The sequence below is a fragment of the Streptococcus thoraltensis DSM 12221 genome, assembly GCF_000380145.1.
Lineage (GTDB): Bacteria > Bacillota > Bacilli > Lactobacillales > Streptococcaceae > Streptococcus > Streptococcus thoraltensis.
Genome location: NZ_KB904632.1, coordinates 31,178 through 49,458, shown reverse-complemented (window position 1 = coordinate 49,458; position 18,281 = coordinate 31,178). Strand labels below are relative to the sequence as shown.

General features: G+C 37.8%; 20 protein-coding genes. 1 reads left to right on the top strand and 19 read right to left on the bottom strand.

All coding sequences use genetic code 11. The features are described 5' to 3' along the window. Positions 1-11: 11 nt before the first annotated feature. The 18 genes from A3IA_RS0110980 to A3IA_RS0110895 form a co-directional block, all read right to left on the bottom strand. On the bottom strand, positions 12-779 hold the full coding sequence (locus tag A3IA_RS0110980; RefSeq protein WP_026217685.1) for a response regulator transcription factor: 768 nt from the start codon (positions 777-779) through the stop codon (positions 12-14). After that, positions 772-2,415, bottom strand: a complete 1,644-nt coding sequence (locus A3IA_RS0110975) for a sensor histidine kinase (protein ID WP_017769960.1) — start codon at positions 2,413-2,415, stop codon at positions 772-774. The genes A3IA_RS0110980 and A3IA_RS0110975 overlap by 8 nt, the downstream gene beginning before the upstream one ends. A gap of 464 nt (positions 2,416-2,879) precedes the next feature. Next, positions 2,880-3,707 carry a PTS system mannose/fructose/sorbose family transporter subunit IID gene (locus A3IA_RS0110970; protein ID WP_018381374.1) on the bottom strand — a complete coding sequence of 276 codons (828 nt, stop codon included), beginning with the start codon at positions 3,705-3,707 and terminating at the stop codon, positions 2,880-2,882. Next, complete coding sequence (locus tag A3IA_RS0110965) at positions 3,704-4,513, bottom strand: PTS mannose/fructose/sorbose/N-acetylgalactosamine transporter subunit IIC (RefSeq protein WP_018381373.1); 810 nt, start codon at positions 4,511-4,513, stop codon at positions 3,704-3,706. The genes A3IA_RS0110970 and A3IA_RS0110965 overlap by 4 nt, the downstream gene beginning before the upstream one ends. 18 nt (positions 4,514-4,531) lie before the next feature. Next, on the bottom strand, positions 4,532-5,023 hold the full coding sequence (locus A3IA_RS0110960) for a PTS sugar transporter subunit IIB (RefSeq protein ID WP_017769963.1): 492 nt from the start codon (positions 5,021-5,023) through the stop codon (positions 4,532-4,534). A gap of 21 nt (positions 5,024-5,044) precedes the next feature. After that, positions 5,045-5,470, bottom strand: a complete 426-nt coding sequence (locus tag A3IA_RS0110955) for a PTS sugar transporter subunit IIA (protein WP_017769964.1) — start codon at positions 5,468-5,470, stop codon at positions 5,045-5,047. Between the two features lie 739 nt (positions 5,471-6,209). Next, positions 6,210-6,998 carry a transporter substrate-binding domain-containing protein gene (locus A3IA_RS0110950; RefSeq protein ID WP_018381372.1) on the bottom strand — a complete coding sequence of 263 codons (789 nt, stop codon included), beginning with the start codon at positions 6,996-6,998 and terminating at the stop codon, positions 6,210-6,212. Positions 6,999-7,259: 261 nt separating this feature from the next. Then, on the bottom strand, positions 7,260-7,976 hold the full coding sequence (locus tag A3IA_RS0110945; RefSeq protein ID WP_018381371.1) for a YebC/PmpR family DNA-binding transcriptional regulator: 717 nt from the start codon (positions 7,974-7,976) through the stop codon (positions 7,260-7,262). 102 nt (positions 7,977-8,078) lie between these two features. Then, on the bottom strand, positions 8,079-9,179 hold the full coding sequence (locus A3IA_RS0110940) for a nucleotidyltransferase (RefSeq protein WP_018381370.1): 1,101 nt from the start codon (positions 9,177-9,179) through the stop codon (positions 8,079-8,081). A 10-nt stretch (positions 9,180-9,189) separates the two neighbouring features. Further along, on the bottom strand, positions 9,190-9,933 hold the full coding sequence (locus A3IA_RS0110935; protein ID WP_026217684.1) for a class I SAM-dependent DNA methyltransferase: 744 nt from the start codon (positions 9,931-9,933) through the stop codon (positions 9,190-9,192). 181 nt (positions 9,934-10,114) lie between these two features. Beyond that, entirely contained in the window at positions 10,115-10,468 is a 354-nt protein-coding gene (gene rsfS / locus A3IA_RS0110930) for a ribosome silencing factor (protein WP_018381368.1), read from the bottom strand. A 7-nt stretch (positions 10,469-10,475) separates the two neighbouring features. Then, positions 10,476-11,069, bottom strand: a complete 594-nt coding sequence (yqeK, locus tag A3IA_RS0110925; protein ID WP_018381367.1) for a bis(5'-nucleosyl)-tetraphosphatase (symmetrical) YqeK — start codon at positions 11,067-11,069, stop codon at positions 10,476-10,478. Further along, complete coding sequence (locus A3IA_RS0110920) at positions 11,066-11,698, bottom strand: nicotinate-nucleotide adenylyltransferase (protein ID WP_018381366.1); 633 nt, start codon at positions 11,696-11,698, stop codon at positions 11,066-11,068. The genes yqeK and A3IA_RS0110920 overlap by 4 nt, the downstream gene beginning before the upstream one ends. A 35-nt stretch (positions 11,699-11,733) precedes the next feature. Continuing rightward, positions 11,734-12,054: a ribosome assembly RNA-binding protein YhbY gene (gene yhbY / locus A3IA_RS0110915; protein ID WP_018381365.1), complete on the bottom strand. Its 321-nt coding sequence runs from the start codon at positions 12,052-12,054 to the stop codon at positions 11,734-11,736. A 22-nt stretch (positions 12,055-12,076) separates the two neighbouring features. Continuing rightward, a complete protein-coding gene (gene yqeH / locus A3IA_RS0110910) occupies positions 12,077-13,195 on the bottom strand; it encodes a ribosome biogenesis GTPase YqeH (protein ID WP_018381364.1) in 1,119 nt (372 codons plus the stop codon). Next, the gene (locus A3IA_RS0110905) at positions 13,195-13,722 is read right to left on the bottom strand and encodes a YqeG family HAD IIIA-type phosphatase (RefSeq protein ID WP_018381363.1); all 528 of its coding nucleotides are present in this window, start codon (positions 13,720-13,722) and stop codon (positions 13,195-13,197) included. Before A3IA_RS0110905 ends, yqeH begins: the two co-directional genes overlap by 1 nt. Before the next feature lie 778 nt (positions 13,723-14,500). Beyond that, positions 14,501-15,109, bottom strand: coding sequence for a DUF4230 domain-containing protein (locus A3IA_RS0110900; protein WP_018381362.1), 609 nt, complete (start codon positions 15,107-15,109; stop codon positions 14,501-14,503). A 217-nt stretch (positions 15,110-15,326) separates the two neighbouring features. Continuing rightward, a complete protein-coding gene (locus A3IA_RS0110895) occupies positions 15,327-16,352 on the bottom strand; it encodes a hypothetical protein (RefSeq protein ID WP_018381361.1) in 1,026 nt (341 codons plus the stop codon). 561 nt (positions 16,353-16,913) lie between these two features. Between A3IA_RS0110895 and A3IA_RS12360 the strand changes: the two genes are divergently transcribed. Further along, positions 16,914-17,450 (top strand): TetR/AcrR family transcriptional regulator, encoded by a 537-nt coding sequence (locus A3IA_RS12360; protein WP_018381359.1) that lies wholly within the window; start codon positions 16,914-16,916, stop codon positions 17,448-17,450. Here the strand turns inward: A3IA_RS12360 and A3IA_RS0110880 are convergent. Then, on the bottom strand, positions 17,442-18,131 hold the full coding sequence (locus tag A3IA_RS0110880) for a metal-dependent hydrolase (RefSeq protein ID WP_018381358.1): 690 nt from the start codon (positions 18,129-18,131) through the stop codon (positions 17,442-17,444). The two genes, A3IA_RS12360 and A3IA_RS0110880, sit on opposite strands and share 9 nt — an antisense overlap. Positions 18,132-18,281: the final 150 nt, after the last annotated feature.

Genomic DNA, 18,281 nt, shown 5'->3' with positions numbered 1-18,281 from the left:
ACCTCCTTTCTCTACTTTTCTACTGTATGCCGCTTTTTGAATTGGTTAACAGTCATTCCGACATATTTTTTAAAAACACGATCAAAATAGCGGTAATCACTGTAACCTACTTCTTCGCCTAATTGATAAACTAATTTATCAGGCTGGTCCATCAGAAGCTGAATTGCTAAACTAATACGGTATTGATTGATGTAATCGTTAATGGTCGTCTGTAAATACTTTTTGACAATATTATACAGATAGCTTTCACTATAGCCAATATCGTGCGCCATTTGTGCAATCGTTATCTTTTCTTTATAGTGCTTGTGAATCCATGTCACAACCATTTCGACAGAGTCTGGCATCGTATCTGTTAGCGCAGGGAGGTCTATATAAGTTTGGGTAATGGCTTGAGTATTCAACTGTTCTCTTTCTCTTAATTGGGAGATGATTTTTCCGAGACAACTAAACAAGGCATCTTTATCTAATGGTTTCGTTAAAAACTCAACAGCACCATGGTGAATCGCTTCTCTAGCATTGCTAAAATCAGCATAGCCAGAGAGAATAATTTTTTTGTAGTTGTGGTCTTTGCTAGCTTCAAACATCTCAAAAGCAGACATAATTGGCATATTAATATCCGTCAGAACAATATCTGGTTTTAGCTCTTTGATTTTTTGGGCACCTTCTTGCCCATCTTTTGCCTCTCCAATCACAATAATTCCCAAACTATCGTAGTCAATCGCGTATCTTAGCCACTTTCGGATGAGATGTTCATCCTCTACGATTAATAATTTATACAAAACCATCCTCCTTTACCTTAAATGTGATACTAAAGCCAAGGCTTGTGCGCTCAAAGTCAAGCTCGACATGATGAAATTGATGAGCCAAGCGACGATAAGAATTAATCAAGCCATGGTGACTATCCATTGTCTGTAAATTAGCCAATATTTGTTCCTGTCGTTCTTTGCTAATCCCTGGACCATTATCCTCTACAGTTAAGTATAGATAACCAGCTATTTTCTTGATAGTGATATTAACAATTAGGTCATGTCGATAACGGTATCCATATTTTATACTATTTTCCACAAGGGGCAAGAGTGCCAGTTTTGGTATCGTTATGTCTTTAAGGCTATCATCATAAGTGAGATGGTAACTTAACTGCTCGAATCGCACTTGATTAATCTGTAAATAAGACTCCACAATAGCCATATCGTTAGCAATGGTTTCTTGCTGATGGTCATGATTCAGGCTATAACGCAGCAAAGTCGTTAAACGAAGAACAATCGTTTCAGTCAGTTCAGGATCAAACTGACTAGTGATTAAAATGGTTTCTAAAGTATTATATAAAAAATGCGGATGAAACTGTGCTTCCAGCATACGCCTTTCAAAAGTTTGCCTTTCCTTTTCTAGCTGCAAAGCCTTTTGACTCAATTGGTAGAGGCGCTGAATCATCTGATTCATCTGATCCGCCAAATAAGTAAACTCATCGTCTGTCTTTAAGTCGATGTTTTGTTTTTCACCTTGTGAAATAGCCTCCATCTCTGATACCAACGTTTCAATTGCCAAGGAGTTCTTAGTAGCAATTTTATCTCCTAATTGTTTCGACTGCCACCATAAAGCCGTAAAGATGCTAGCTGATAGACACATGGCAAATACCAGCAGGGCTGTCAAAGGCAGTAATTGGCGATAAACAGTTACTCTCATTTCTGGCGTCAATGAAGAGGTCTGACTCAAGTAAGCTTTATGCTTAGAAAAAAATAACCGCTTAGGCATGATCTTCTCGTCCACTTTTCCTAAACTACCAGTCATAAATTGCTCGCTATTACTTAAAAATGGTGATTGATAATCATCAAAAATAAGGTATCGCGAATCCAACGATTTTAACAAAGTCAAAAAGTCATCGCCATTGATCACTAATACTGAATAGCCAACTAAACGATTAGCATCCTCAATCGCAGCAATCATTGCGAGGTAATGGTTTCCTTCCCCATCTATAATAACACTGGTTTTTATCGGCTTATCAATGCTTTGTTCCATCACCAATTTTAATTGTAGGGACTGAGCCAGAGGTGTTAATTGATGATCTGTAATGAGTTGAAGATCCTGTGCGGCATTAAAAACAAGCAGATTAGAGCGAACATTTAACAAGGAGCGCTCACTATAAAAATCATGAAAAACCTCTCGCTCAACCGGTTTATGAGAGAGGTATTGCTTGATAGAACCTTGACTAAGGTCACCTAATAAGCGCTCGTGATGCGTCACAAACTTGTCGTAGGTTTTTGAGATTACCCTAGAATCACGATAAATACCATATTGTTGTGGGACAAGCGCAAACAATAAGAAAAAGGCAATTAAGAGAGCTGATAATAATAATGCCTGGTGTGAAAAATGATTGACAATATCCTTTTGTAAAGTCAGTTTAAACTTTTCTTCCATAAATCTCCTACTTTAGTCTGAAACGCTTCCATATCCATTATAGCAAATTGGCATTGAAATAGTGAAACACCTTTTCCGACTATTTCAATCTCTCTTTCATTGCTCTTTTCGGCTCAAGCTAATAAGACATTTCTGCTTACTTGCTTCTTCAATCATTGAACAGTGCTATGAATTATAGTAAAATCTAGCCCCTATCTTTTTATCCGATAAGAAAGGCTGACCCTTGCCTAAGCTAGCAGGAGGCTTCTTCCCATCTTGAGAAGTCACCTTATCAATTTAACTTATTTTGTGTGTTTCGAATTTTTCTGCCTTATACTTTTTGGAAATCAAATTCAGACCGTTTTGACTTGATTTGATGAAGACAGTTCTATCGGCATCGGCGTTGCCTAGTCTGATTTCCATTGAGGATTAGCTAGCGAAAAACGTTTGAGATAAATACCTCAAACGTTTACAACGATGAATAATTAGCAAATACCAAGTAAACCAAGTGCAATACCAAGTAACATGATACCGAACATAATCCAGTTGATGTTAACTTTTTTACGTAGCAACCAAAAGGCGGCAAGTGTTACCATTAATGGTACGATTCCCACAAATAGTTGATCAAGATAAGTCTGAATTTCAGCAGCTTCCTTAGCTCCTTTAGCCGACACTGTCAAAATTGTTTTAAATTTAACACTAGAAGCAGTCATTGAACCAACCATCATCAACCCTAACATGCTTGATGCTTTGGTTACAATTTTCATACCACCGGATTCGTATAATTTCTTAATGAAGTTAGCTCCAACAGAGTAACCACTATAAAGACTATAGTAATGCACCAAAAAGGCAGGAATATTGTACAGAAGTAAGAAGACAACAGCTCCCATAGCAGAACCTGTACTAGCTAAGGAAATCCCTATACCTGCGGCAATAACACGTAGAATCCCCCAGAAAAAGGAATCACCGACACCTGATATAGGTCCCATAAGAGACGCTTTGACAGCTGTAATAGAACTAGGATCAAAGTTAGGATCCTCGCTGTTTTTCTTCTCCATAGATGCTACCAAACCCATAATGAAATTATTGATATGCATGGTAGCATTAAACCAAGTCGTGTGACGGATAATGGCTTCCGCCTTTTCTTTATCTGTTTTGTAAAAACGGTTAATAACAGGTAATAACGTATAGATGACACCGATAGCATGGTATTGGGTGGCACCTGTACGGCTGGCATTCATCGTCCATGAGCGCCAGAAAACTGAACGCAACATCTTTCGCTCTTCGACGGTAAGATTTTCTTGAGATTTCATGCGAAAAAGTCCTCCTCTTCAGCTTCTTTTGAATCGTAAGTCGTAGCAACCTGGTTAGCCCCGCGACTAACGGCATCAAGTTCAAGGTCACGTTGCGAAACTAGCACACAGATAATTACACCCAATACAGCTACAGCTACCGCTGGCAATTGTAAATAAGCTGTTAAAACAAACCCTAAAAGGTAAAAGACAGCTAGTTTATTGGACCACAATAATTTCATCAACATAGCAAAACCAACCGCAGGAAGCAAGCCACCAGCTGCACTCAAACCATTCATCAATGGTTCAGGGATATTTTCAACAAAGCTATTAACTGCTCCACTTCCAACTAAAATACCAATAAATGAAATCATGGCAATAATCAAATAATAGATGATCCATGTTCCGTAATGCAAGCCAACTAGAGCTCTCTGATTGTTTTCTGCTGCTGCCTTATCAACCATTGGAGCAAAAATATTCATGAAAACATTCTTCAAAAACATGACAACAAAAGCTGCTAACATACCGATAGGAACAGCTAGCGTCATCGCTGCTTTTTGATCAATATTGGAAACAATGGCAAAAGTCGTCGCCATAGCTGTTGCTGTTACAGGCTCTGCAGCAATAACGCCACCAATATTAACATTTCCAAGGAACAGTGCTTCCAAGGAAGCCCCAAGTAAAATACCAGTCTTCATATCACCAAGGAGCAAGCCCGTTACTAAACCAACGACAAGCGGACGCTCCATCATGCTTTGCCCTGTTAAATAGTTCCCTCCAAAACAGATTAAAACAGCTAAGGCTGCCATTGTTGCAGGTACTAACATATATTAACCTCTCTCTTTCTATCCTAGTAATTGCGCTAAGCTGACTTTAGTATTTGTCGGTAGCACTTGATTGTAAGCCTCTACATGAGATAAGCTAACCAATTCCTTAGCTGCTTCAAGTTCATCTGGATTCAACAATAAACTAGATGCCAATTTGACTTTTGAGGCAGGATCTGACTTATCAAAACGTCCTACGTTTGCTACATTAACAGTTTCTACACTTGGTACCTTCTTAGCAATTTCAGTCGCGTCTCGGATGGTGTTTACAATAACAAAAATCCGTTTATCTTGTGCGCGTGGATCATTGAAAACAGCGATAGCATCTTCTACCGAACGAATAAGTAATTTCATACCATTTGGCACTGCCATCTTCAACGTCATTTGGGTAATCTCATTAGCTGCTGCTTCATCATTAGCAACCACCAACAGTGGAGCATTCAATTCCTTAGTCCAAACAACTGCGACCTGTCCATGAATTAGGCGATCATCTACGCGAATTTGTGTAATCATTTTCTTCTCCTCATCTTATTATTAGTCAAAAAAATCAACTTCGTCATTGTTAGTCAAGGCTAAATCTACAGCCGTCACTTGTGATTCTGCAATCACCTGATGGATATCTTCTAGCGTTAATTCTTCATCTGGCTTAGCATATGCTAATGACAAAATAGTTGCCAAGTTCGTATTTGAAATTAAAAATACATTGTCTTTAGGGGTATCCATCAAGGTCTGAACCACTTTTTGGTTCACGCTACCTCCCAATAAATCGGTAAAAATAAGTCCTTGTTCATCTGAAGCTAGTTGCTTAACAAAGTCCGTTAAAGTAGCAGTATAGTCACTGTCATCAACATAAGCATCAATGACCGTAAATTCTTCACCGCGTCCCGTCAATATCTGCAGTGAATGCTGAAGACCACTGGCTAAATGACCATGACTGGCAATTAAATAATGGCGTTTCATAGCTCCTCCTTCTAAGAGATCGGTTTATTTGTGATTAACTATTGATATGCTTTTATTTTAGCAAATGTAAGCGTTTTTACTATGGTCGATTCTTTATGAAATGTGGACTATTCTCCACAAAGAGCATTATTTCCTATCATTCATCGTCTCCCATACTCTTTTAGTAAGCATAGATGACAATGCCTCAAAATTAGAGTCTTCTAGTTTCTGACAAATGCTCTTGTCTGCTACTTTTATGTTAAGATTAGTCTAGCTTTGAAAATTAGCGGAACTGTTCTAAAGAAAAACACTGTATTAGACAAGCAAGGACAATGACTACCAGAGCACTTAAGTTTTAATAACCCTTGTTAAGGCAAAAGGCTAATAGAAGCTGACGAGTCTTGGGACTGCCGTAGCCCCATATAACTCATTTTGCTTTTCTAAAAACATATCTTTAAACAACCAAAAGATACCACCTAATCCTCTCACCATTTATACTCAATGAACATCAAAAACAGACCAGCCGCCGCCGATGCCGATAGAACTGTCTTCATCAAACCATGTCAACAAGGTCTGCTTTTGATTTTCGAAGAGTATAAGCACTCATGCAGTCTGCTAACACTGCTGACAAAAGCGTAAAAAATAAGACAATGACTTTGCTTTGTCATTGTCTTAACAGTTTTTCTTTTAAAAAAGCACGCTAGACCTAAGAAAAGGCTGAAAAAGAGTAACATGCAAAATTTTATTCTCGATTCTTTTTCTAGCGATGGGTATTATCATGAGTAAGATAAACTCCACCTAGATATGTTTTACTCAACTTTTCTAATTTACCTGATTCTTGAAGTTTTTCTAAAGCCTCGTTAAAAGATTTTTGCAGTTCTTCTTGATCATCTGCGAAAATAATGTAATTATTTGGATTATCTTTAGTCTTAATTTCAGTGACGTGTAAATCCAAGCTTTTCTGTTTTATAATTGTTTCAACTGATAGTTTATCAAAGATTAAGTAGTCAAATTCGCCATTTTCCAAGTCAAATAATCTTTTAGAGACATCCTCACCAGAATAATCAATTGTTGAAGGATTATCCTTATGCTTGCTATTCCAATCTGAGACTAACTTAGCTGTCGAAGTTCCTGTATCATCTTGCGTTGTTAAACCACCAATATCATTGAGTTGATTCACTTTGGCATTATTTGGGCTCACAAGAACTAAGGGATTGGTTGCAATCGGTTTAGAGTAAAGATACTTATCCGCACGTTCTTTAGTGTAACTCAAATTATTAGCTGCGACTTGGTAATGACCACTATCTAAACCAACAAAAATACTTTCCCAACTGGTCTTTTTATAGGTAAATTGATAGTCATCAATCAGCTTATCTGCTGCTTTTAAAACGTTAATATCATACCCTGTCAACTGTCCCTTCTTTTCAAAAGAAAAGGGGCGAATATCTCCCGCTGTTGCCACAACTACCTCTTTTTCTTTGGCATGTGCCAAAGGTGACATCACTAAACCTGTTAAAATTGTTAATCCTAAAAATAGATTCTTCCGCATATACAAGCTCCATTCTAATATTATAGTCTTTTGAATTAACTTTGAGACATGGTCACTGTCGACTTGCCCTACTCATACTCAATAAAAATCGAGTACTGTCCGCGTTTCAACTCCTTGTTCTGAAAGCTAATTCATTTGACGATATTATAGGTTTAGTTGATATGATAACAAAGTTTACAGGAAGTGACTAATGCTTCTTTTTTATGATAAGTTATCAAAAACAGTTATAACAAAAAAAGAGGCATGAGCCTCCATCTCTAATTAGAAATCTGCCACATTGTGGTACACTTTTTGAACATCGTCGTCATCTTCAAGAGCATCAACGAGTTTTTCAAATGTTGCTAACTCTTCACCCTCAAGCACTACTTCAGATTGTGGAATCATCTCAAGCTCTGTTACTTGGAATTCTTCAATACCTGATTGGCGAAGGGCTTCAAGTCCTTTGTGAAGATCAGTTGGCGCTGTATAAACAGTGATAGTTCCTTCAAGTTCTTCCACATCATCCACTTCGACATCAGCTTCAAGCAATTGCTCAAACACTGCGTCAGCATCATCACCTGCAAAAACGATAACACCTTTTTTATCGAACATATATGAAACAGAACCAGCAGCACCCATGTTACCACCATTTTTACCGTATGCTGCACGAACATTAGCTGCCGTACGGTTAACATTTGAGGTCAAAGTATCAACGATAATCATAGAGCCGTTAGGTCCAAAACCTTCGTAACGACCTTCTACGAAAGTTTCATCAGTGTTACCTTTGGCTTTATCAATAGCTTTATCAATAACGTGTTTTGGTACTTGTGCTTGCTTAGCACGATCGATAACGAATTTTAATGCTGAGTTAGTCTCAGGATCTGGATCACCTTGTTTGGCTGCTACGTAGATTTCGACGCCAAATTTAGCATAAACCTTAGACGTTGCACCATCTTTAGCTGTTTTTTTTGCAACAATATTTGCCCACTTACGTCCCATGGGATTCACCTCTTATATTTGTTATGATTTTGGTCTTAAAATAAGAACCAATGACTTTATTATTATAGCACTTTGGCAGGATTTCGTAAAATTCCCCTAGGGTCAATGATTAGATTTAATTCCCAGTGGAATTCTTCCCAAATTCTGTTCCTTGAGTTGAGGATGACCCAGTTGATAGATAGCATCAGCCCTTTGAGTGGTTTCATCCCAAGGTCTAGCCCCAATACGACTAACAATATCCACAGACTTTTTCACACTTTTCAAGTGTTCCTGCCCTTTTTGGGAAAATCCTAACAGCCGAATACCTTCTGGTAATGGTTTTTCCACAGCATTGACTAAAATGTAAGTCAAAAGCCGCCTTACTCTGGCTTTAGTAAAACGTTTGGTAGTCACTTTATCCACAAGCTCTTCAACAGACGAGGCTTGCTTTATTGCTGCCTGAATACGGCTAGCCAATTCATCGTTAACTTGGAAAACTTTAGTTAAATCAGGATGAGTCAGTATTTGATATTTCAACAATTGAAAATAGTTATCCCATGAAAGCTGTGGACAAGCCTGTAAAAGCGCTGCATTAGGCACCGACTTTTCCACAAAATCCTGATCACTTCTATGCTTACGGATGGCTGTTGCTGAAGCGATGGCTCCTTCTTTACTTTCCGAATGAAATCCTGCTCCAAGGCGTTTAATCGGCTGCAAGCCTACCTTTCTGACTGCACAAGCTTTAGTATAAGCCAATCCCAGAATATGATTTGGCGTATTTCCCGTAAAAGAAATGCCCGTAAAAGTTTCCCACATCTGCTGGCTTTTTTGGGGATAAGTCAGATGAACTGGCAAGGAGTCAAGGTAAGCCTGTATATCCTTTTGCTTTGTCGCATAAATCTCAGCCATGCGATTATAGTCAATCAATTCTTCCGTGCCAAAAGCTAGCTGGTCAATACCTAACTTTGATAAAATGCTCACCGCACCATCCGCAAAATAATCAGCTGATTGGACGGTCACTAAAAAGGGTAACTCAACAACGAGGTCTGCTCCATTTTTCAACGCCATCTCAGATCTGGTCCACTTATCCACAAAAGCAGGTTCACCACGTTGCATGAAGTTTCCAGACATAGCTACTATTTTAAGACCTTCAGCTTTTTCAAGTAAGTATTTGTGCCCATTGTGGAAAGGGTTAAATTCTGCAATGATACCGGTAACTATCATAACCACCTCATTATTTTTGAGCTACAAAAAACCATCTCTTACTGGTTTTCGTTGGTTCCTTGTCTTCAAAGTCAGCATAAAGTTTGAAGGACTTAAATCCTGCTTGTTCAAGGAGGATATCGTAGGTTAAAATTTCGTAAGTGCGTTCTTCGTGGACTTCATCAAATCGCGTAAAGCGACCATCTTCATCTTGGATAAAGAAGGTTAACTCGTGAACCACAGAATGGGGAGCTTCATCCTCAAAAGAATCCCAAACCATAGCGAATTCTTCCGCATTTTCATGATAAGAATATCCCGGAAAAATCTCATCTATTTGATAGGTTGAGTGAACATCAAAGATGAAAACACCATCATCTTTCAAGCAATCATAAACTTGCTTGAAAACATCCCCTACTTCAACTTCATCTTGCATATAACAAATTGAATCTGAATAACAAGTCACAAAATCATATTTACCAGCTTTTGATAGATCGAGCATATTGCCTTGTTGAAAAGCAATCTTTTCCTTAGCTGATTTGGCACGCTTTTCGGCGATAGCCAGCATTTCCTGACTCAAATCCAAACCAGTGACATCAAATCCTGCTTGCGAGAAACGAACAGACTGGATTCCAGTTCCACAAGCTAATTCCAATAATTTGTTACGGTGTTTAGATTTTGGTAAATGACGCAGTGAAAAATCTGTCCACAAATCGTATAAGGCATCATCCATGATAGCATCATAAACCGATGCAAAAGTTTCGTAATTTTTTTTCATGATACAAAGTGCGGCCGTGATAACATTAACTGCAAAAAGAAAAGAATAACCTTTTATCAACTAACTCGAGAGAGTCTGTCGTTTTTCCAAAGTCCTTGGTAGGTATTCTAATTGACGCGTCGAAATAGCCGCTCCATCCTTTCAATTTTCAAAAACCTTGCTTTTAGCAAGGTTTATTTTTTTATGCAAGATACTCTGCTACATCTACTTCAGGCGCTTCATGCCAAAGCTTTTCAAGATTATAGCGGAAACGTTCATCTTCTGAGAAAATATGAACCACAACATCGTTAAGATCTAATAGAACCCAGCCCGTTTTACTATCACCTTCGATATGACTAGGATCCCCACCAGCCTCTTTAACTTTCTCACGGATATTATCTGCAATAGCTTCTAATTGACGACTATTAGTTGAGCTAACAATGACGAAATAGTCCGTCACACTTGTCAAGCCAGCTAAGTCAAGGGCGAGAATATCTTCGCCACGTTTTTCATCAGCTGCTTTGACAATCAATTCAAGTAATTCTGTTTTGTTCATTCTTTTATTAAACTTCTTTCATATATTTCAAAAAACTGTTGTAAGTTTCGATGGTTTTTGGGTAAATGGGCTGCGCTTTTTGTGCTAGAAAGGCTACCGTATTAACCGTTTCGTAAGCCACAGCCTGATTAAGATCTTGCTGCGCAATCTCTCGCGCTTTTGCAACCAAAGGAAAATCACGATTGTGTTCAATATAATCGGCTACATAAACAATTTTATCCAAGGTTGTCATCTCCGCCGCACCAATCGTATGGATTTCAATAGCACGCAAGATTTCTGGATTTTTTAAGCCAAGCTCTTCTTGGATTTTATATATGCCAACAACACCATGCCAGACATTATTGTTCCAGTGTTTTAAATCAGGATCCAAGTGGTATTTATCAATCAGATTTAAAAACTCTTGATCAGAACTTTCTTTGGCGTAATCATGTAATAGCCCTGCCAATCCTGCTTTGACCTCATCATAGCCATTTAAGCGAGCTAATTCTATAGCTGCCCGCTCCACTCCTAAAACGTGAGTAAAGCGTTTGGCACTCATGACTGACTGCAGTTTTTCCAAAAGTTGATCCCTGCTATAGGCTGTGTAGGATTGGTAACTCATCGGTAAAGTCCTTCTTCTTCAATATAATCCAAAACTGGTTTTGGAAGGAGGTAATTAGGTTGACGGTCTTTTTTGATGTAATCGCGTATCATGCTTGATGAGATGTCCATGAGAGGGACATCAACCCAGATGACTGGATAGGATGTTCCTGCCTTATATTTAGGACGTTGAACACCGACAAACTGAACCATTTGAACAAGTTCATCAATCTTATGCCATTTTGGTAAATAATCAACCATATCGGCACCGATGATAAAGTAGTAATCCACATCAGGATTCTTCTCTGTGAGAAGTTTCATGGTTTCATAGGTATATGAAATGCCCTTGCGTTCAAGTTCAATCGTTTCAATAGCTAAACCTTGAACATCTTGAATTGCCAATTCCAACATTTTAAGCCGATGCTTCTCATCAATAGTCTCTTTATGATCTACATGTGGTGGCTCAAACTCAGGCATGAGATAAACTTGATCCAATCCTAATTGTTGGCGAACCTGGTCTGCGACTACCAAGTGAGCATTATGAACAGGGTTAAAATTTCCCCCTAAAATACCGACTTGCTTGCGGTCAGTTTCTTTTTTCTCTTCTTCTAGCTCCACTTTGGTAAAGGGAGTTAAGAGCTCAATGGGCATAGCTACTCCTTACACGATACGATTATTTAGTTTGTTTAGTTTGATTTTAAGGCTTTCACTTTTGGCGAGAGTTTGCGATTTTCTTTTTTGGCTGATTCTTTAAAGAGAATTAAGATACGACCAATTTTGAGGACTGTATCACAGCCGATTTCGTCTTCGAGTGTTTCAGCTACATCGTGAATGTCCTCATCAGTATTTTGAAGAAGCGTTACTTTAATCAATTCACGAGCATCTAAGGCATGACGAACACTGGTTTTAATTTGATCATTAAGACCATTTTTTCCAATTTGAACAATGGGTTTTAAGGAATGCGCTTCTGATTTCAGGAAGGCACGTTGTTTACTTGTTAGTGACATAAAATCTTTCTTTTTCTATTATTTAAATCAAGGCTTTTCGGACCAGCACTGATACACCTTCTGGTGCCCAAGCAGCGACGACTGTCGGATTTTCTTGAGTCGTATTGACACGAACCCAACCAAGTCCTGAAAAGACAATATCCGTTTTATCTTTGACAGTGAACTCATGACGAACTAATTTGGGAAAATCAGCTTTTTCCTTGTTAGATGGTGGCGTCAAGAGACTTCCTGCATGTTTTTCGTAAAAAGCGTCTGCCCCATCTAATTTGGTGCGGTGTAGTTCTAAATTATTATCAAAATAAGCTGTAAAGCCTTGCTTTTGACCTGAGACAAAGTCAAAACGTCCCAAACCGCCTAAAAAGAGGGTCTGTCCTGAATTTAACTGATAAGTCTTAGGTTTGATTTCCTTTTTGGGACTAATATATTTGAGGTTTTTAGCTGTCAGGTAATGCGCCATTTGATGACGGTGAATAATTCCTGGCGTATCATAGATGTAAGAACCATCGTCAAGCGGAATTTCAATCTTATCAAGCGTTGTCCCTGGGAAACGTGAGGTGGTAATCACATCCTTGTCTCCAGTAATTTCTTGAATAATAGCATTGATGAGGGTTGATTTACCAACATTAGTTACCCCAACCACAAAAACATCTCGCCCGTGACGGTATTTTTCGATAGCATCAATCAAATCACGGATGGCTGTTTTATTCTGCGCACTCGTCAAAATAGTATCAACTGGTCTAAACCCTTCTTCATGGGCTCTTTCAGTAAGCCATTGCGTCACCTTGGCGTCTTTGACTGACTTAGGTAAAATATCTTTTTTATTCCCAACAAGAAGAACGTCATTTCCTGATACAAAACGAGGCAAGCCAGGAATCACAGAACCATTAAAATCAAAAATATCAATGACATTAACAACCAGAGCATCGCTGTCACCGACTTCATGTAAGAGTTTTAAAAATTCATCGTCTGAAATATTGACATCAACTATTTCATTGTAGTGACGTAATCTGAAGCAACGTTGACAATAAAGTTCTCCTGTTTCAAGTCCTTTTTCCAAGGCACTCTTCGGGGTAAATCCCGCTTTTTCTTTGTTCTCGGTTTGAATGATGGCTCCACAGCCAATACATATTAATTCTTCCATTAAATTCCTTTTTGATAGATAATTTTGCCGTATTTGTCTTCTAATCTAGCCCAGACACGGCGTTCTCTCGCACGATTGATTTTGGTATTCCAAGCATCAGATGCTACGATTGGTTTCACTAGTATAGAACGAATGCCTGCACGGTGTGCTGCGCGAATATCTGTCATTAATTGATCGCCAACCATAACAACTTCTGATTTATCAAATCCATAGCGACCGATAGCAATGTCAATTCCACGTGTGAAAGGCTTTAAGGCTCGACTAACAAAGTCTACACCAAATCGTTCTACTGCTTGTTTAACACGCGCATGATTGTTATTCGACACAACAACAACTGGAATATCTGCCTGAGTCATTTCATCCAACCAAGCTCTCAGCTCATCTGTACCATCAGGATTATTCCAGGCAATCAAGGTATTGTCCAAATCAACTAAGACCGCACGAATACCTTGGCGAAGCAAATCGTCCGCCCGCAAATCATAAACAGCCTCAACCACATGGTCTGGCCTATAATCTTCAATAGCCAATACATTCTCCAAAAAATATAATATTACTCTTTATTATAGCACACTTTGATTTCTTTGGGAAAATAGCAAAGCTCTTTTTACGGAAAGTCCCTCGTCAATAATTGGTCAAAAAATCTCCTGCGCCTAACTTCTAGACCTCTTTTTTGACACTCGAATACTATAATATAATGATCAATTATAAAATTCTAAAAGAGTAGCCAATGTAACGAATCATTAACAAAGTTGACGACATGCCCTACCTATGTTTTATTCTTAGGAGAATTTGGCTCGCATCAATGTGACACTAACAAAATTGATAGAATGTTCCTCTCATCTAATCTTCTCTTGGACATCCTTACTCCTTTTATTGAAGTAGCTGAAGATATTTTAGTCACTTTTTAACATCAAGCTACTCTCTAGTAAGGTTCATCTTTAGATTATTGATAAAAAAGCCAATTCACTTACAAATGTGAATCAGCTTTCGATTATAGACTAAATCTTCTCTGAAATTTTCCCTAAGCGAGAAACAATTTCCTCTAGGCTCCATACCTCATACCTAAGATTTGAACCTAGATTCTAACATCATCCAACTTCCTAAAATTAGTAAGTTTCAAGAACTTTTATCACATCGCAAACATTTCAAATATGGAACACTTTGTTCGAAAAGAATCAAATTTTTAACTTTTAAACAGATTATCAATAGCACAATAACATCTAAAAGGTGTATGTGCTCTCTCAATTTCTTAATCATTTTAGATCGTTCAGAAACTCATCCCATAAGAAACATCAAATAGTAAGGTTACTGGAAGATAAATTCTAACTTAGCTTCTGAATCAATCATCTTGAATAAATTATTGTAGTAATCTTTAGCAGATTCTTTAATCAAAGCATTGTAGTCTTTTAAGTATTTTTTCTGCTTCTTAGAGGATAATGACTTGGTTACAATACTTCCTGTATCAATATCATTTGTTCCTATACTTAGCAGTTCTCCTGACTTATCGTATACTTCATAGCCATTCTTATCATTCAATTCATGACCTATAAATTCAAATTTAGGAACAATAATTTGATAGGTATTATCTGCTTTTTTATTTATTTTGACAGGCTTTTTGATACCAAATTTAGCTTTATAATTAAGAATTATGATGGCTTTCTTTTTTGAAAACGGGACTTTTATTGCATCAAAAAGCTCCGTATCGTCAGATTCAGTCTCTACAGTTTGAATGCCAGCATTCAAAAAAACAACTTCTTCTGCTTTTTCTAACGATGTTATCATTGAATAAGATTTTTCCACCTTATTACTGTTTTGAATGTACCCCTTGACATAGGAACCTGCTGCGAACAATAAAACAACTAGTAGGCACCACAAGGGTACCTTTGAATTCAAAATTTTCCAAATAATTTTCATTTATTTTCCTCCTGAAATGGCATCACTATTATATCTATTGTCAAACCTTGCCTAGCACGTTTTTGACAACATTTTTTCCCTGCCCTCCTTACTCAGGGCATTTATTTTGGGGGATAAAAAGGCATTTTCTATGTATCATTTGATGATACTCCAAAGACGATTTTTATCAGAAGATGAGATTATAAAGAAAACAGCCCGAGGACTGTTTTTCGTTCACCTAACCTTTTGCTTGATTGGCTAAATCTTCAAGTTTTTTTAATTGTTCATCTGTTAGGTAAGGTTTTGATTCTGTAATAAATGCTTCAAGACTTTCTTTAGAGGTATTATCTAGTTCACCTTTAATGTTATTGTATATCTCATTAAAATCTTGATCTGATAATTTTGTATTATCCATTAAAAGACTTTCCAATTCTTTTTGGCTAAGAATATCAGAAGATTTTGGTAGCTTAGGAGCTTTGTACGCTGCTTTTTTAGCATTAACATCTATATCAATGGATTTTACAAATGTGTCCATCCCTTTAGCATAAATCATGGACATACGTGTCTTAAGATCACCATCTTTTCCAAGTGTCAAGGTTGCCTTAGACTTATCTGATAAAGATGCCTTTGCCAAGTTCAAGTAAGTCTCCAATTGCTCAGCTGTTTCCTTATCATCATCAAGTTGCTTCAAGGCTGATTTATAAACTTTGAAAAGTTGGTTCATGGTCAAACTTACACTAACATCGTCTCCATCTTTCTTAAAATGCTTCTCATCAATCTTATCCAGCCATGACAAGTCTGCTTTGCTATCTTTAGTAGCTTCTTTGAAAGACGGTATTTTTTCACCAGATATTTCTTCGATATCAACGTACTTACCTTCTGCCTCTTTAGTAGAAACATTATTCATAGCAAGCATAGGCTGAACACTCATATAGCCTTTATCACCTTTATAAATCAAATCAAAATCAGAAAATTTTGGATCAATGTTTGATAAATCAACCGAAATAGCAAAAGCATTTTTCGTCAAGTCTTGACTCAATTTGGCTTCGAGTGTTTTACCAACAATATCGTCAATACCTTGAATCGAGGCTGCGTTTTGACCAGGTTGGAAATCTTTAACTTTAATTTTATAATGATAAGCCGCTTTTTTCTCTCCCTGCATTGACTCTAAACGAGACTTAAACTCCTCTTTTGGACTCTTAGCACAGGCAACTAGTACAAAAACTAGAGACAGGAGTAGAGCAACATACCTAAACTTTTTCATTTTACATCCTCCTTTATGAAAAGCTTTTGCTTTATTATAACACTACTCTATCAATAGTGACAATAAGCATTTTATGCTTAAAACGCCTTTCAATAAAGACGGTAACTGACAGATAAGATATGAAAAAAGAGTAGTAAAAATCTCTGACTAATCAAAAAGAGACCTCTTGAGGTAACATTTTTCTCTAAAATCTACTGAATAACCCCTAAAATGATTAAATATTCCTTATTTTATTGCTTTTGGCAACATTCGCCATCACCAACGCCATGCTCCACCGAAAATACTCTTAGCTGCACCATCTTGACGAATATCTTGAGTCATTGGTAAAATGAAAGCCCTTGTTTTTCTGATGAATTTCATTGGCAAACTATTCCAAAATGAATATTTTTTTAAAAACCAGCTCCAAATTCCATCCAGCCTCTATATATTTTCCCGACAAACCTTTACTAGTACTGTTTCATACACGTGAAATGAATATTATAGCCTTTTGAATTAACTTTGGTACATTTGACTATATTTTTAACATAAACAAACCTCAAAAATAAGTGGAAAGGATTAAACATGAAAAAAGACGAACTGACAGAGACCCAAAAAGACATCCAGCAAGCCTTCATCACCCTATGGGAAACCATTCCAGCAGACAAGATTCGTGTAAAGGGAGTTTGCGAGGCAACGCCTATTGCCCGTTCGACATTTTATACCTACTACGACAGCATTGAGGAGCTAAAAGCCGATATTGAGGAACGAACGATTCAAGACCTTGTTGCCATCAATCGTAAGCTCTTTCGGCGTCCAATCCAGCAAGTCACTGATATTTTATTTGTCGAAACGACCTTGGCTTATGTGGCTGCCCATCATCACATCTTTCACGCCTTTTTGGTCGCACAGACCAATCTTGCTTTTACAGAACTCTGGAAAAGAGCGATTAAGGAGCAATTTACCCTACTTTTTCGGGACAACGGTATGAGAAAAGATGACTTTCTACTAGAAATCTTTGCCGCCAGTGTCATCGCTGCCATCAGCTACCAATTGAAAAAGCCGGAAATGTCGCTTGATAGCAAGGACATTAGCCAGCTGATTTTCAAGATATTAAGCTAAGCGCGCTTTTTCCCCCGTCTTCTTATATAACCATTTAAAGATAAAGCCTGGGATAATAAAGCCCATAAAGACTGCAAAACCATGCACCAAGTGTGCCCAAGGTTCTGGGAAAGTTGCCACTATTTTCATCGGTGAAAACCACGGAGACATGTTAATCATAAGGAGCCCCATAAAGAGAAGTTGTGGCCAGATATTTTCGCCATATTCCTTGCTTTTCTTATAAGCGTAGTAAAGGAGCCCTAGGGAGAAAAAGACTTCTAAATGCCAACCGTACTCACCTAGCAATCTCCACCAGCCCCAGCCGAGTTTGATAGAAGAGCCAGGATAGAGTGCCATATCTCCATTATGGAGCGGTAAATCTAAAAGCCAGTGCGAGAAGGCAACTAAGCCCGTCGTTAAGCCGATTTTCCTGTCCTTTTTATAGACCGCATAGGCTAGCAAGCCCGCCAAAACAGACCAAATAATTCCCATGAGGAGCGAATGATCCCAGTCGATATAGGTCAAATCAAAATAAAGGTAAGGCTTTGTGTTCAGATTAGCATCTACCTTATCAATTCCAGCCATGATAAAGAGACCATTCATAATATCAATGGCACCTGTTGCCAAAAAGATAGGTAAAACAGGCATTTCCGGTTCTTTTGCTTTTACGGCTGTTGCCACAGCATAATGTCCAAAGTACATAAGTATCCTCCAATAGTTCTGTTATGATGTTGTTAGTTTACTAGAGAGATCGGAGGAAGTACACGACAATTTTTGAAAAAATGTCTAGAGTTTGAAATTCTAGACATTTTTTTAGTAAATATAATGAAAATATGAGAAAGCCTATTTTGT